Below are 13,710 nucleotides of genomic sequence, written 5' to 3'. Positions count from 1 at the left end.
TCGCCTCCGGGGTCTCACCTTTCTCGCAGCTCCCATAGGAGTCTACGTGTATTCAGGCTGCTCCGTTTTTCTTATTAATATAGTTTGTCCCGACCTCATTTTTTGGGGGAATGGGGAACTTGTTCATTTCTCCGATATAATAAATAAAACACCAACAAGAATTAGGATGGAGCCAATCCAAAAGGTTAATCCGATATTTTCTCCAAGAATAATCCATCCAAGTACTGCTCCGACCACAGGCTGGAAGAAGAAAAAGATTCCGCCACTTGAGGCGTTAAGCATTTGTAGCCCACGGTTCCAAAGGAGAAATCCTCCAGCTGTTGAAACAATTCCTAAATATAATAGACCTCCAAAAATAGAAGGGTGTCCCCATTCAGAAATATGGATTCCTTGTAGCCTTGGCATTACAAAAGGTGTCAACACGATTAAAGCGACCGCGATAGAATAAGTAGTGACAACAATTTGTGAATAGTCACTTGGCAAAAGCTTTACAAGTACAGACATAAATGCCCACGTCAATGCGGCGATTAAAAGTGCTATCCCACCTAATTTGCTTGTTAAATCAAGATTACCGATTCCGACAATAAGAAAAACGCCAATTGTAGCGAGAGAAATGGAAAGACCCTTTTTCATTGTCAAACGTTCTTTAAGCAGCAATCGTGCAAAAATAACCATAAACGCAGGGGTGGATGAAGTGATAATTGCACCCATTTGAGCTGTGGACAACATGGTACCTGTTTCTTGCGCTACAATAGAAATGGCATTTCCAATAATGCCAATGCCTATGATGATAAGGAAATAACGTTTTTCCATTCGCCATTTTTGCCGAGTTACAAACCCTATGATAACCAAAGCGACAATAGCGATTAGATAACGAATCCATACAAGTTCAAGTGGAGGAATGACCGCAACAACCACTTTCACAACAACGTACATACCACCCCAAATGCTTGCAGCTAAAGTTAAATAAATAGATCCTAATATACTTTTTTTCATTTTTATCCTCCGTTTTTTTAGTAGGTCTAAAAGCCCCTAACGGAGAGATGCAGTCACCTTTCTCATTAAGAGCAGAAATATGCTGCTGGTACATCATTTTCAAATAACGGAGTCCAATACACGCAATTCACCTCTTCGTTTGAAAAATATTTCTTTCATTATAGCAGATTCTGAACATTCTTTGTTTTTAAATTTCAAGATATTAGAAACTGTGTTAAATTATTCATAATGTAGAACAGACGACGATATTTAAAGAACAAAGGAGCATATTTTTGTCTAAGGAACAATGAGAAAAGCTCTTATAAATGAAACCAATTTGTTCCATATACGTATGAATAAATATAGGAAAAATTAGTACCAAATGGTATGATCTACGGAAATTTTTTTTAGATGAATGGGAGGAGAAAATGAAAAAAGTTCCAATCTTCATAGCGGTTGACGTATTTTTATTTATGTCAGGAATATATTTTCCACGAAATGGGTTATCGTCGGAACAGCGCTTTCCATTATGGGAGGATACATGGTGGGAGGAAGCTCATACTTCTTGATTCACACAAAAAATAAGCAGACTCCTAAGTAAGTGGTGCTTATCGAAATAAAGGAGGGAGAAATATGACTGATATGAAAGGTGGTAAGCATCCAAAATTAGAAAGCTATTTACTATATGGGATGATTTTTTAATTATTACCTGGGGTGATTGTTACTATATTTGGAATGATAGCAGGTAATGTATTTCTAGCTGTTGCAGGCTGCGGAGTAGGGATATCGTTAGGAATGTTGGTAGGTACTTTGCTATACTCTTTAAAAAAAGTAAGTAGTTAAGTGTAATATATAATCAAGGTACGATATAAATTTACAAGAAATACATATAGAATTAATAAAACCTTTGCACTTTCCTCATTACGCCTTTGGTAATATTGGTATATAATATTGAATAGTTCAGGAGAGTGCAAATGAGAAAAGTAATGTTATTGATCAAGCTATTATTTTCAATGCCTAAAACACTATATTTTAACTTTAAAGCGTTTCCGTTTAAACAAGCAATAAAACTACCTATCTTAATTTCTTATAATACAAAAATTGCGGATGTTAGTAGGGGTACCTGTGTGATCAATGGTAAAATAACGCGATTTATGATTAAAGTTAATTTTACAAATGGGTCAGATGGGGTCAATCAATCATTAAAGAACAGCGGATTTATTTGCGTAAAAAAAGAAGGGAAATTAATTTTCAATGGGAAAGCTAATTTTGCGAGCGGAGTTTCCATTCGAGTGGACAAGGGGACTTTAGTCTTCGGGGAAAACTTTGACTGTAATCGAAACTGCTTTTTTGCATGCCGCGAAAGGATTGAAATAGGCGATAATGTCTTATTTGGATGGAGTGTTAGTGTAAGAGATTCCAATGGACATACGATTTATAATATCTTGGATAATAGCAAAGACAAAAACACAGAGCCAGTCACAATAGGTAATCATATTTGGGTAGGAGCAAATGTAGATATCCTAAAAGGCACCGAAATAGCAGATGATTGCATCGTCGGCTATAATAGCTGTGTGACGAAAAAATTCAAAGAGAAGAATTGCACAATAGCAGGGTATCCAGCTAAAATTGTGAGAGAAAATGTAGGGTGGGCTAGATAATACATAACGGGTTAAAATTATATAGTTTAAGCATAAAAAAGTGATCATCTTTGATTGCTTTTTTCTTTGTAGATTAGCAGTGGAATATTCTGAAAATTATGGTATTATTGGTGGGAATAGTCCACTATTGATGGGGAGTAAAGGAATAGTTAAATACCAAGGGGGATTTTAATAATGGCAGTTGGAAACAAGGAGAATACGATTGAATTTAAGCGAATCCTTGATGATGGAATGATGGAAGAAGTGAAAAAACTTTTTTAGAATATGCTCATTCTCTAAATATAGACCTTGATTTTCAAGGTTTTGATACAGAACTAAATACATTGCCAGGAAAGTATGCACCCCCTGATGGAATAATAAATGTAGCAATGGTTAATGAGAAGGTTGCAGGATGTGTGGCACTTCGCAATATTAAAGACGGTATAGCTGAAATGAAAAGATTATATGTTCGTGATGAATTTAAGGGATATAGAATTGGAAAAGGTCTTATCAAAGTGATTATTGATGAAGCTAAACGGCTGAAATATGAATATATAAGACTAGATACCCTTTCAACGATGAAGAAAGCACAAAGTTTATATGAATCAATGGGATTTTATGATATTGAGCCATATGTATATAATCCGATTAAAGAGGCAAGATTTATGGAATTAGATTTAAAATCCTATTAAATTATAGGTATCATGAAATGTTGTAAAAGAAGATATATATATTTTAATACTGGATAGTATATAGGGGGAATTCATAATATAGCACCCGTCGCAGAAGGTCTATTATCTAAAAAGGAATACAAGGTAACAGGTGTAAGCTATAAAAGGGAACCATTGACATTCATTATTAGTACCTCGGAATTAAGTTCCAATCCTCAGTCAAAACAACTTGGAGCTGAAATTGAAGGAGTAATAGTGGAGTTTTTAAAATCCGATGAAATAGCGGACATACTTGCTAATGAAGAGTATAGCATTATTGTGAACAGTAAAGATAATAAGAAAATAAACTAAAAATATTATATGGGAAGTCATAATGACTTCCCATATTTCTTTAATCCGTCATATACTCATTCACTAATACATAACATCTTTCTTTTGTCGATTCGTATAAAGAGATATATAATGCGACATTTTCAAAGGTGCCTCCATTATATTTTAGTCTTTCTTCCTCCGCTTTTGCTTCTTTCTGATCAATCCATTTCAGCTGTTTAGTTTGTAAATCCTGTATCGTCTCTGTTGACAAGTCTTTTTTTAATGTTGCATAAATAGCATTCAGGGCTTCATCATACTTTTCATAAGAAATGCCGTAGTAATTTTTCATTGCGTTTGTAGCACCTGAATCGGAACCCTCTTTATCTGGTAATGTATCAAGCTCTTTCTGAAGATTGTCTAAACTTTCTAAAAAAACATGTTTGTTGCCCGCAATCTTATCTGGCAAGGCATCAAGCACTTTCTGAATAGTAGCTAAGCTTTCTTGCCTTTTTTCCTCTATATTATTGTTCTCTGAATTTGAATCGTTATTATTATTAGCGGCTTCATCTGATTCATTTTGATCGCTAGGAGTGGGGTCCGCAATATTCTCAGATGCATTGTCTGTACTTTCTTCTATATTCTCTGGTTCCGTTTGAGTATTGCTTGAGGTAGTTTCATTAGATGAATTGCTGCAAGCAGACATTCCCATAAGTAAAATAACCAATAGGGTTGCTGCCATAAAAATTTTGTTTTTGTTCATTTGTTAATCCTCCCAATAAAATATGGCGTCCATTATTAAATAATCATTTGGATTTCGATGAATGGTATCTATTTTAGCACGAAAAGGCAAAAAATCATTAAGGGTAGCTGCTGATAAAAGCTCAATATCAAATTCCTGTAAAGCAAATCTTATCTTGTCAGCAACTTCTTGGTATTTTTCGTTTACATATAAACGATGAGGTCCATCAAGTAAAAATCCAGACGAACCACTGACTTTTTCATTCGTTTCGATACGAATCTTATGAAATCGTTCATCCATTCCCATAATCGCTACAGGTGCTAATCGGCAAATATCAATGATAATTCCTTCAATATTTTCCTCCCGCATCCCGTATTTTTCTTCCACTGTGACGGCTTCTTTTATATAGCAAAATATTTCAACAAAAGATGCGTATCCACTTCCAAAGTGATTCCATTCTGCCTCGCAGATTAGATTTGGTATGCGATTTAGTCGATAAAACAATCGCCTGATATGGGCTTCAATTTCTTGTTGATTCCCTGTATCATAGGGAAACCGATTGCCAACGACCTTGCCAGCAATTAAATCCTGTAATTCTTTGTTAGAAAACATATTTATCACCAGTCCTTTTGCTAAAAATAAATAAATAATTTGGATATATACAAGTTCCAAAGGGAATGGGAGAGTAAGGCTGGGACGAAAGATTTTGTTTTATAAGTAGTAAAAGCTAATAGTAATCCTCAAATAAGAGTAAGGATCCAATACAACGGATGGAACATGGCAAAAATTATAGCTGATATGGAAATAGCCAAAATGGGTTTCATATAACGTAATAAAAAGAATAGTAAGATCCCTCGGAAAAATAGTTCTTCCCAAATTGGTGCTAACAACACTTTTGGTATAATCCCCCAAACATCTTCTCCTGTCATAAGCCCATTCTTAAAGTAGAAAATATACGTTTTATTTAATAGAATTTCATAGTGAATACATAACAATAATAGGAAGTAAGATGCCGTTAAAGTCAGGAAAATATAAACATAGGATACAGTATTTTTTAGACAGGAAAAGTTCACTAATGGAATGATTATTTCTTTTGCTCGGCTGTAGCTTAAAGTTAGGATTAGAAAGGTTGCAAACCAAATGCTAGCTTGATAATCTTTAAGTGCTGGATTTAAAACAGATAGATTACTAATTAAATATCCTGAAAGTATTAGTAGGATAACATAGGTAACTGCCTTCGTATTTATCTTATTTTCCTCCAGTAATTTTTCTAATTGTAGAATGATGTATTTTATTGATATCACCAAATTATGGTAAGTATAACATTTATCATGCTATCATACATAGAAATTCACACAATTTTTAGAGACAATTACACCTGTTTAGCTTGTTTCTTGACGCGGTACCAATTATGTGACACAATAACTACCGAACGGTCGGTAGTTTATATATAAGGAGGATTTGAGTGTGAATAAGTATTGGCTAATGGTATTTAGTGCGGGGATTGTGGAGGTTGCTTGGGTTTCTGGGCTTAAGCATGCATCCACTTTTTTAGAATGGACTGGAACGATTTTCGCCATCATTATTAGTTTTTATCTATTAATATATACAACAAAATATTTGCCTATTGGTACAGTATACGCTGTGTTTACTGGGCTAGGGACAGCTGGAACAGTCATTGCGGAAATCATTCTATTTAAAGAACCAATTAATCTAGTGAAAATGGTATTGATTCTCGTATTATTAATAGGTGTAATTGGCTTGAAAATGGTAACAGATGAAGGGGCAAACAAAGAGGAGGCATAAACGATATGGCGTGGCTAGCTTTAATTGCAGCAGGATGTTGTGAGATAATTGGTGTCATTAATATTAAACGGTTAACGATGAAAAAATGGGATGCGCTTCTTTATTTAATCATTGGGTTTATGTGTAGCTTTGCATTACTTACTTATGCGATGAAGACTATTTCAATGGGGACAGCATATGGCGTATGGACAGGAATAGGCACAGTAGGCTCCGCAATCTTAGGGATGTTTGTATACGGAGAGCCCAAGGATTGGAAAAGAATTTTATTTATTGCAATGATTCTTTGCGCTGCAGTCGGATTGAAACTAATCTCATAAAGGAGAGAATTACGTGAAAAAAGAAGAGATAAAAAAAGCAGCGATTAAGTTTTTTTTACAAAATGGATTTGAAGGAGCATCTCTTTCAGAAATTGCAGAGGAAGCGGGCATTAAAAAAGCGTCTATTTATTCTCACTTCAAAGGAAAAGATGACCTTTTTCTCGAAGTATTAAAGGAAGCAAAAGCAGAAGAAATCGAGCGTAAACAGCAGTTTTTTGAAAAAGAAGATTGTAGCAATCCAGAAACGTTTCTCTATCATTATTTACTTTATGTAAAAGGGATGTTCCAGGAAAATGAAATGCTGAAATTTTGGTTGAGAATGGGCTTCTTCCCACCAATGCATCTATATGATGTCATTCAAAAAGAAGTAACAGAAGCAGAGAACTTCCAGGAGCATTTAATTGACGAAAAGTGCGCGAAATGGATAGAGAAAGGGCAACTTACTATAAAAGATGCAAACATATTTAACTCCGCTTTCACAGGAATTATCATCGCAATCATGGTTGAAATCGTTTATTTTAATTCAGGGAAAAGAGTGGATGATAAATTAGCAGCATTGTGGGAGGTTTTTTGGAAAGGAGTTTCAAGGTAGGGGAAGGGGGGAATTAAGTTTGCAAAAACATATCATTGTTAATATCCCATTTTATACGGAGGGAAATTCTAGCTTTCCAAAACCTGTACTAGGAAACTATGATTATTGGCTCCAAACAGTGGATTATTTTTTACGAAAATCGGATTGTTTTGAAATTCATTGTTGGAATGAAGAAGCGATTACTATAGAAGAACTCAAATCAACGTTTTATCCAGATATCGAAATACAGAAAGAGGATAATTTAACGATATTCCATGGAAAGAAAACAGCTGCTTTTGTCCATTATTTATCCAACAGCTATACAAATAAAGCTAGAGAATTAAAGTGGTTTACGGTGAATTTACTAATGGGAGAAAGGATGGTCTTTCATTCCAGTCATTGGGGAACAGAGATCTATGTTCCCCATGCTACGGAAAAGGAAGTCGCATATATAAAAAGTGTATGCCCAAAAGATGCTCAAATCGAAAGCTATTGACTCGGATAGAAGTGTAATCAATGTATTAAGCTTCTCCAAATCCAAATGCAAAGGCTAATAATGTGAAAATCACACCTGCTATCCCATTTAAAAGAACTCCAAGAATAATATTGCTCCACTTTTTAGACAAAATAGCGAATACAATTCCAGTTATAGATAAAATTCCGAATAATAAGAAGAAGATGCCTGCATTATTGGCACTGAGAAAAAAGGATAATACAATACAAATACCAACCATAAGTAGAGATAACCATCCATTTTTTGTCATTAATAAGCCTCCATCCATTTGTAATAATTGTATTATACGATATATTTAAATGGAAATGGGGGTTATTTCCAGTTTTTAATGAAAAGAATCAACTAATCTCAATAGTTAAGCTAAATAAACCTTCCTCAAGCTCTCATTACATTCCGTATAAATAATTTTTCCAAATAGTGAAACTGATTAACGCGACACGCGTATATAGTTATATGTGGAATGCTTATAACATTCCTTATAATACTAAATTAATTCGTTAGCAAATGGAATTTTGAGAATATTTAAATATCATTAATGGAAATATTATACTATACTGAATGATAAGCTAATATTAGAAGAGGGGAAATTCAATGTTCAAAAAAAGGTTTGTTCTTTATGTATTTATTTTTACTTTCCTTTTAACGGGTTTTATTATTTATCAAAAAGTTACGGATGACACATATAAGGGAATGACCATTATTCCTGAGCAAGAGAAAGACATTCCATTATATGCGGGACTTACACCAACTAAAGACCAATACATAATGGACGGAAATAGCTGGGAGGCTATTTATGACTACTATGAGCAAGAACTTCCTAAGCATGGATGGAGTGTAGAATATATAGGCTCAGCACTTGAGGATAATGATTCAGCAAATGATTGGTCTGGATTTTATTCTCGATGGAGAAAAGCAGGCTTTGATGGTGAGCTATCCCTTTCTGCATCTTATAATAAGTCAGAAATGCAAACAGAAGTGATGTTTGACAAGCATCAAATTTTAGATAGTACTGTCTGGCTAAAGCAAAATCCAGAGAGCATTCGTATATACCAAAATGAATCTCAACAAGATGGTGTGGAAGTGAAAGATAAAGCAGCCATTAGCGAAATAGTCCAGTTCATAAATAGCGAAGCATATGATTCAAAAGAAACGACTATTAGTAGAAAGCATACAAAATTAATGGATTTAGGAAATTTGAAAATAAAGGTATATTATGAAAAGGAGAAGACTATTTTCCTTCAATCTGCAAAAGGAATAAAGGAAGCTAAGCCAGATCCCAGTTTTATGGCGTTTATTTTAGCAAAAGGGAATTGAAGGTTATTTTTTTGAAGATAAATGCGAAGCTATAGGTGGAATTTTAGCGTTTGGTGCAGTTGTTTTTTATTATGCTTCTTTAGGTAGGATGATCACTGCCGAAGAAAAGATAGCTGGCAGAGATTTAACGTATAAGATTCATCCATTTACAGGTTCTGCAAAAACCATAGACGAGAGTACTAAATAAACAAACGAGAGAAGGTTGTTTCTACAGCCTTCTCTTTTATATCTATCGACACAATTCAATCATCTTATAAGCAATATATTCAGAGTTAAAATGAACTCTGTTTTTCAAAAATAGGCAATGAAGATTCTGAAATTATTACAACTATTATAGTAATGAGCTGAAAATCGAATAAACAATTAAGCATGAAAGCAACTATTTCTCATATGTGTTCTATTTCTAACATGAGTTTGAGATGAATGAGAAGTGTATATACGTGGAAAGAGTAGATTTTTCTATTAAACTTCATTCTATTTCTTTGAGGGGGATAATTATAACTTGTTCATATCTATTATAAAATTGTAGGTCAATAAAATATCTAACCCTAGAAGTCCTTTATGATCTTTAGGGAGAATTCCTACATCCACTTCAATGTCCTTCACTATAAACGTATCAATTTGAATTTCATCCATTATTTTAGTATAAAAAGGCACTGAGCCACCTATCCCATAGGCTTCATAAATATTGTCTCCATATTCATATACTACCCCTATCTCTTCTAAAATATCTGGGCTAATATCTGTGTGAGATGAGCCTGTATCAATAATAATATCATTCACTTGTAGTATTCTTCCGCGAAAAGTAATAATGAGAGATGTTGTTAGGAGTTGTCAATCAGATGAAATTTGCATTAAATTCGGCTCGCTCTTAATAACGGGTCTTTACGAATATGGACAATACATCTCTCGTTCGATGTATGGTAAACAATGTTGCCTTGTTTTACTTTAAAGAACTCTTTATTAGCGTTTTCACTTGAAATAGAGCGAATGGGTGCTACTTCATCGATTATTTTTTTTCCATTTTCCTCATGATAGTCGAGGATTGAAAGTAATACAAATTGATTAGGAAATAATTCCCTAACTTCTTGCCACTTCATAATAAATCCCTCCTTTTTATCTTATTATAAACGATTAAACTACGAAATTAATACTCAATTATGTTTTTTAAAAACATAGATAAAAAAAGAAGTAGGGGAGGTTATGTTTTACTGCCTTCCCTATTTGATTGAAATGTCTATCGATACAATTCAATCATTTGATCAGCTATATACTCGGAACTAAAATGAACGCCATCTTTCAACCACCACATGATGATTCCTAAAGTGGAAGAGGCAAGGATATCTAATGATAAAGTGGTTTCTGTTGTGGGAGACTCTTCTCTCACACGTTGAATGACAATTGAATCCTTTAAGACCATCTGTAATTTTTTCTTAAAACCACTATGTTCAAAAAGGACGGCAAATAATTTTCGATGTTGATAAAAATAATCTAAAAATAAAATTAGACGATCACGGTTATTTTTCTTATTCAATTGTAAAATAGGTGATGTTTCCAACAACAGGTTGTCGAAAATATCGTAAACCAGTTGCCTTAATAAATCGTTAATATCGAGGAAATGCAAATAAAATGTTGCTCGATTTAACTCGGCTCTTTTAGTGATTTGTTGAACAGTGAGTTTTGAAATATCGGGATTCTCAATTACTATATCTATAACGGCTTGTTTAATCATTCGTTTAGAGCGAGCAGCACGTGGATCTTCCTTTTTTTGTATCGTCATTTTTAGTCCTCTTTATCTATTATTTTCTGTTTTATAGATACTTTTTATAAATGTGTTGTATAGTAAACAGAATCTAAGAAATTGTGAATGGGTACTATATAAAATAAATGTTATTCTTTATTTTATTGACATATTGTAAAAAAAACAAGGGAAGAAAGGATATTCTTTATGCCAGAATCTATCAATAAAAAGGTTTTATTAACAGTGCTTATATTAGGTTGTTTTTTATCAACACTAAATCAAACACTGTTAAACGTTGCATTAAGTAGTTTAATGGATATATTTTCAGTATCAGCTCCAACTGTACAGTGGCTATCAACAGGATTTATGTTAATTAACGGGATATTGGTCCCAATTACCGCATTTTTAATGAAGCGTTTTTCAACATGTCAATTATTTATCAGCGCCATGTTATTTCTATTAATAGGCTCCATTTTATGCGCAGCAGCGCCTACATTTTCTATCTTACTTACGGGACGTATGATACAAGCTATTGGTGCAGGAATTATTATGCCATTATTAATGAGTGTCGTTATGTTTATTTTTCCACCAGAAAAAAGAGGCAGTATGATGGGACTAATTGGCCTCGCTATTATTTTCGCTCCAGCCATAGCACCAACATTAGCCGGCTTTGTCATTGAATACTATTCATGGCGCTGGTTATTTATCGGTCTAATACCACTTGTCGTAATCGTTCTATTATTATCCATGAAATATTTGATCAATGTTTCAGAAACGGCAAAGGCTAAGCTAGATGTTGTAAGTGTTATTTTATCCACCATTGGTTTTGGGCTAATTTTATATGGATTTAGTAATGCGGGGAGCAGAGGATGGGATGACAAACTCGTTATTATTACTATCCTAGTAGGGATTATCACTACTTTCCTATTCTGTCTAAGACAAATGAAGTCTTCTGATCCATTACTCAACTTAAATGTATTTAAAAATAAAGTATTTACACTAACATCAATCATTAATATTATCGTCACGATGATGATGTATGCAGATATGATTTTATTACCAATCTATCTTCAAGATGGACGAGGATTTACGGCGTTTAATGCAGGATTGCTACTATTGCCAGGTGCAGTAATTAATGCTTTTATGTCGCCTGTTACTGGAAAAATGTATGATCGTTTTGGAGCCAAACCATTATTCATTATTGGTTTGATCTTCATCATTCCTTCCATGTGGGTGGTTACCGATTTAACAGAGACAACAACCTTTGTTTTTCTCATGATACGAACCATTTTTCTTCGAATTGGTTTAAGCTTTATTACAATGCCATTGAATACGGCTAGTTTGAATGCTTTACCAAAGGAACTGGTAACACATGGTACGGCCGTGAATAATACATTACGTCAAATAGCAGGTGCAATTGGAACGGCAGTAGTTATAACTGTATTTACCGCACAATCAACTAGCCATGCAGAGACACTAATGCAAGAAACACCAAATGCAACAGCTGAAGTAATCCGCAAGCTTGCTTCTATATTAGGTTCAAGTGATGCGTATTATTTCATGACCATTTTAGCTGTAGTGGCATTGATATTAACTTTCTTTGTACCATCTAAAGCGAAAATAAAACAACAAGCATAAATTATTAGCCAGTTCCAAGCGAACTGGCTTTTCTCATAGAGCCTGAAGAAAAAGAAAATACGTGTTTTACATAAAGAGATTCTTTGATATAATGGAAAAAATTGAAAATTCTTTCAAAGGGGGATAGTTGATGGAAAATGGAAGAATCAAAAAGACTTAAAAAGAAAAGCTGGCTTAAATATTGTATATGGAGTATTTCATTTCTCTTATTAATCGGTGTTGGTACATACATATATTATCAGCATTATTTTACAGATTCGATCGAGGGTTCTTTTGTATCGGTAGAGGGGGAGGCTATCGATCAAAGTATCGAAAAAAGTAAAAGTAAAGAAGTGGAAGGCGAAGTTGACATAAGCAAAATTGATTATGACTATTGGCATGAGGATCGAGTTATTTCTACCATGCATGAGATGACGCATCAAAAGGTGAGAGCCGATCAAAAATGGGGAGCGGTTGAAATGACAGAAGAGCGAATAGACATGCTTAATGACATCGTAAAAAATAGCACTTACCATAATAAAGATGCTTTATTAAAAATTTTGTCAAAGTGGAAAGAAGGAGATTTTCGTACAGCAGATGAGGATCATAACGCCCTTTGGAGTCTACAAGACGGTAATATTGGGAAAGCAACTGGAATATTGAGTGAAGAAGAGGAGCAAGAATTTATCGAGAAAACATTTAAAACGCAAACAGATGATGAGGGAAATGAATGAGTTCGTCTTTATAAGGAAAAAAAATTTCGTCCTGTTTGATGATTTTACTCTCAGGCAGATGATTCTAATAGGAAATCACATCATAATGACCAGTTTTCTTTTCTTCACCAGGAATTCGAAGAACCATTCGAATGAAATGATAAGGAGGATTATGTGCTCCCTCAAAGCCGACATGTAAGGCCACCTCGTATGTATCTTTTTGTTCATTAAAGATAATGGTTTCGATTTTTGCATCCATATAAAGCTGATTATCACCATATCTCTCCATGATTTCCAGAATGCTTGGGCCGAGAAATCTTAAGAAAGCAGATTCTGTACGAATATTTCTTAATGTGTTCACTCTTACCAATGAGCTTTCGATATTTAATTTAAATTAGAGAAACTTTAAAGAATATCAAAAGACACAAGAAGTTTAAAATGATCGCAGTAATACATTTTAGAAAGGGCTCTTTTAGAACTATAGCACCTATACCAAGAAGTATCCCAATAAAGGAGACCATTGGATAAATAACTATCAATAGTAAAAAGAAGGGTTCAAACAAATCAGCTATGAAATGGATAGTTAACACAATGTAGAAACTTAAAATTGCAATAATATTAATAGCTACACAAATATAGGATAATTTATTTGCCGGCAAGGTAAAACCTGAGAGTATAAAATATTTTGTGTAAATGAAAATTTCCATGTAAAAAGGAAGACCTTCTCTTGGTAGAATTAAGTCACCACAACCAATCCTAGAAAAGAGGTCTTCCCTATGA

General features: G+C 34.0%; 21 protein-coding genes. 11 read left to right on the top strand and 10 right to left on the bottom strand.

The window, feature by feature from the left end:
* Positions 1-123 precede the first annotated feature (123 nt).
* Positions 124-996, bottom strand: a complete 873-nt coding sequence (locus tag ACTQ5K_RS13745; RefSeq protein ID WP_251629319.1) for a DMT family transporter — start codon at positions 994-996, stop codon at positions 124-126.
* Positions 997-1,403: 407 nt separating this feature from the next.
* Between ACTQ5K_RS13745 and ACTQ5K_RS13740 the strand changes: the two genes are divergently transcribed.
* From ACTQ5K_RS13740 to ACTQ5K_RS13725, 4 genes are all read left to right on the top strand, one after another.
* Complete coding sequence (locus tag ACTQ5K_RS13740; protein ID WP_251629317.1) at positions 1,404-1,544, top strand: hypothetical protein; 141 nt, start codon at positions 1,404-1,406, stop codon at positions 1,542-1,544.
* A 405-nt stretch (positions 1,545-1,949) separates the two neighbouring features.
* Positions 1,950-2,636, top strand: coding sequence for an acyltransferase (locus ACTQ5K_RS13735; RefSeq protein ID WP_251629315.1), 687 nt, complete (start codon positions 1,950-1,952; stop codon positions 2,634-2,636).
* Between the two features lie 323 nt (positions 2,637-2,959).
* Positions 2,960-3,307, top strand: a complete 348-nt coding sequence (locus ACTQ5K_RS13730; protein ID WP_396953890.1) for a GNAT family N-acetyltransferase — start codon at positions 2,960-2,962, stop codon at positions 3,305-3,307.
* 60 nt (positions 3,308-3,367) lie between these two features.
* Positions 3,368-3,637 carry a DUF4030 domain-containing protein gene (locus ACTQ5K_RS13725; protein WP_311298478.1) on the top strand — a complete coding sequence of 90 codons (270 nt, stop codon included), beginning with the start codon at positions 3,368-3,370 and terminating at the stop codon, positions 3,635-3,637.
* 40 nt (positions 3,638-3,677) lie between these two features.
* Here ACTQ5K_RS13725 and ACTQ5K_RS13720 read toward each other — a convergent pair whose 3' ends face one another.
* From ACTQ5K_RS13720 to ACTQ5K_RS13710, 3 genes are all read right to left on the bottom strand, one after another.
* Positions 3,678-4,358, bottom strand: coding sequence for a lysozyme inhibitor LprI family protein (locus ACTQ5K_RS13720; RefSeq protein ID WP_441993993.1), 681 nt, complete (start codon positions 4,356-4,358; stop codon positions 3,678-3,680).
* 3 nt (positions 4,359-4,361) lie between these two features.
* Positions 4,362-4,949, bottom strand: coding sequence for a hypothetical protein (locus ACTQ5K_RS13715; RefSeq protein WP_441130900.1), 588 nt, complete (start codon positions 4,947-4,949; stop codon positions 4,362-4,364).
* Between the two features lie 128 nt (positions 4,950-5,077).
* Positions 5,078-5,641, bottom strand: a complete 564-nt coding sequence (locus ACTQ5K_RS13710) for a CPBP family intramembrane glutamic endopeptidase (RefSeq protein WP_251629308.1) — start codon at positions 5,639-5,641, stop codon at positions 5,078-5,080.
* A 181-nt stretch (positions 5,642-5,822) separates the two neighbouring features.
* Here ACTQ5K_RS13710 and ACTQ5K_RS13705 point away from each other — a divergent pair, with 181 nt between their 5' ends.
* The 4 genes from ACTQ5K_RS13705 to ACTQ5K_RS13690 are packed head-to-tail and all read left to right on the top strand — an operon-like array spanning position 5,823 to position 7,527.
* Complete coding sequence (locus ACTQ5K_RS13705) at positions 5,823-6,143, top strand: DMT family transporter (RefSeq protein ID WP_231512599.1); 321 nt, start codon at positions 5,823-5,825, stop codon at positions 6,141-6,143.
* A 5-nt stretch (positions 6,144-6,148) separates the two neighbouring features.
* Entirely contained in the window at positions 6,149-6,460 is a 312-nt protein-coding gene (locus ACTQ5K_RS13700; RefSeq protein ID WP_031539721.1) for a DMT family transporter, read from the top strand.
* 13 nt (positions 6,461-6,473) lie between these two features.
* Positions 6,474-7,052 (top strand): TetR/AcrR family transcriptional regulator, encoded by a 579-nt coding sequence (locus tag ACTQ5K_RS13695; protein WP_031539720.1) that lies wholly within the window; start codon positions 6,474-6,476, stop codon positions 7,050-7,052.
* Positions 7,053-7,071: 19 nt separating this feature from the next.
* Positions 7,072-7,527: a hypothetical protein gene (locus tag ACTQ5K_RS13690; protein WP_441993992.1), complete on the top strand. Its 456-nt coding sequence runs from the start codon at positions 7,072-7,074 to the stop codon at positions 7,525-7,527.
* A 25-nt stretch (positions 7,528-7,552) separates the two neighbouring features.
* Here ACTQ5K_RS13690 and ACTQ5K_RS13685 read toward each other — a convergent pair whose 3' ends face one another.
* Positions 7,553-7,795: a hypothetical protein gene (locus ACTQ5K_RS13685; RefSeq protein ID WP_031539717.1), complete on the bottom strand. Its 243-nt coding sequence runs from the start codon at positions 7,793-7,795 to the stop codon at positions 7,553-7,555.
* A gap of 341 nt (positions 7,796-8,136) precedes the next feature.
* On the opposite strand from ACTQ5K_RS13685, the gene ACTQ5K_RS13680 reads away from it, so the two are divergent.
* Positions 8,137-8,859, top strand: a complete 723-nt coding sequence (locus ACTQ5K_RS13680; protein WP_031539716.1) for a hypothetical protein — start codon at positions 8,137-8,139, stop codon at positions 8,857-8,859.
* A 495-nt stretch (positions 8,860-9,354) separates the two neighbouring features.
* Here ACTQ5K_RS13680 and ACTQ5K_RS13675 read toward each other — a convergent pair whose 3' ends face one another.
* From ACTQ5K_RS13675 to ACTQ5K_RS13665, 3 genes are all read right to left on the bottom strand, one after another.
* Positions 9,355-9,642 (bottom strand): aspartyl protease family protein, encoded by a 288-nt coding sequence (locus ACTQ5K_RS13675; RefSeq protein ID WP_441993991.1) that lies wholly within the window; start codon positions 9,640-9,642, stop codon positions 9,355-9,357.
* 71 nt (positions 9,643-9,713) lie between these two features.
* Positions 9,714-9,959 (bottom strand): hypothetical protein, encoded by a 246-nt coding sequence (locus ACTQ5K_RS13670; RefSeq protein ID WP_441130896.1) that lies wholly within the window; start codon positions 9,957-9,959, stop codon positions 9,714-9,716.
* Positions 9,960-10,096: 137 nt separating this feature from the next.
* Positions 10,097-10,639 carry a TetR/AcrR family transcriptional regulator gene (locus tag ACTQ5K_RS13665; protein ID WP_441993990.1) on the bottom strand — a complete coding sequence of 181 codons (543 nt, stop codon included), beginning with the start codon at positions 10,637-10,639 and terminating at the stop codon, positions 10,097-10,099.
* A gap of 168 nt (positions 10,640-10,807) precedes the next feature.
* On the opposite strand from ACTQ5K_RS13665, the gene ACTQ5K_RS13660 reads away from it, so the two are divergent.
* A complete protein-coding gene (locus tag ACTQ5K_RS13660) occupies positions 10,808-12,238 on the top strand; it encodes a DHA2 family efflux MFS transporter permease subunit (protein ID WP_031539813.1) in 1,431 nt (476 codons plus the stop codon).
* A 137-nt stretch (positions 12,239-12,375) separates the two neighbouring features.
* A complete protein-coding gene (locus ACTQ5K_RS13655) occupies positions 12,376-12,951 on the top strand; it encodes a DUF6241 domain-containing protein (RefSeq protein WP_031539812.1) in 576 nt (191 codons plus the stop codon).
* Between the two features lie 64 nt (positions 12,952-13,015).
* On the opposite strand, the gene ACTQ5K_RS13650 is transcribed toward ACTQ5K_RS13655, so the two are convergent.
* Both ACTQ5K_RS13650 and ACTQ5K_RS13645 read right to left on the bottom strand, forming a co-directional pair.
* A complete protein-coding gene (locus ACTQ5K_RS13650) occupies positions 13,016-13,291 on the bottom strand; it encodes a DUF3888 domain-containing protein (RefSeq protein WP_155986784.1) in 276 nt (91 codons plus the stop codon).
* A gap of 28 nt (positions 13,292-13,319) precedes the next feature.
* Positions 13,320-13,710 (bottom strand): hypothetical protein (locus ACTQ5K_RS13645; protein WP_441993989.1); only part of this gene is annotated, 391 nt, incomplete at its 5' end.

Source organism: Niallia sp. Sow4_A1, assembly GCF_052116745.1.
In the GTDB taxonomy this organism is placed as follows: Bacteria; Bacillota; Bacilli; order Bacillales; family Cytobacillaceae; genus Niallia; species Niallia hominis.
The sequence above is the reverse complement of the archived record's forward strand: the minus strand, read 5'-3'. Positions and strand labels throughout refer to the sequence as shown.

Coding starts and splice junctions, on each gene's coding strand:
- ACTQ5K_RS13745 (WP_251629319.1), bottom strand. CDS start 996: ATGAAAAAAAGTATATTAGGATCTATTTATTTAACTTTAGCTGCAAGC.
- ACTQ5K_RS13740 (WP_251629317.1), top strand. CDS start 1,404: ATGAAAAAAGTTCCAATCTTCATAGCGGTTGACGTATTTTTATTTATG.
- ACTQ5K_RS13735 (WP_251629315.1), top strand. CDS start 1,950: ATGAGAAAAGTAATGTTATTGATCAAGCTATTATTTTCAATGCCTAAA.
- ACTQ5K_RS13720 (WP_441993993.1), bottom strand. CDS start 4,358: ATGAACAAAAACAAAATTTTTATGGCAGCAACCCTATTGGTTATTTTA.
- ACTQ5K_RS13715 (WP_441130900.1), bottom strand. CDS start 4,949: ATGTTTTCTAACAAAGAATTACAGGATTTAATTGCTGGCAAGGTCGTT.
- ACTQ5K_RS13705 (WP_231512599.1), top strand. CDS start 5,823: ATGGTATTTAGTGCGGGGATTGTGGAGGTTGCTTGGGTTTCTGGGCTT.
- ACTQ5K_RS13700 (WP_031539721.1), top strand. CDS start 6,149: ATGGCGTGGCTAGCTTTAATTGCAGCAGGATGTTGTGAGATAATTGGT.
- ACTQ5K_RS13685 (WP_031539717.1), bottom strand. CDS start 7,795: ATGACAAAAAATGGATGGTTATCTCTACTTATGGTTGGTATTTGTATT.
- ACTQ5K_RS13680 (WP_031539716.1), top strand. CDS start 8,137: ATGTTCAAAAAAAGGTTTGTTCTTTATGTATTTATTTTTACTTTCCTT.
- ACTQ5K_RS13670 (WP_441130896.1), bottom strand. CDS start 9,959: ATGAAGTGGCAAGAAGTTAGGGAATTATTTCCTAATCAATTTGTATTA.
- ACTQ5K_RS13665 (WP_441993990.1), bottom strand. CDS start 10,639: ATGACGATACAAAAAAAGGAAGATCCACGTGCTGCTCGCTCTAAACGA.
- ACTQ5K_RS13660 (WP_031539813.1), top strand. CDS start 10,808: ATGCCAGAATCTATCAATAAAAAGGTTTTATTAACAGTGCTTATATTA.
- ACTQ5K_RS13655 (WP_031539812.1), top strand. CDS start 12,376: ATGGAAGAATCAAAAAGACTTAAAAAGAAAAGCTGGCTTAAATATTGT.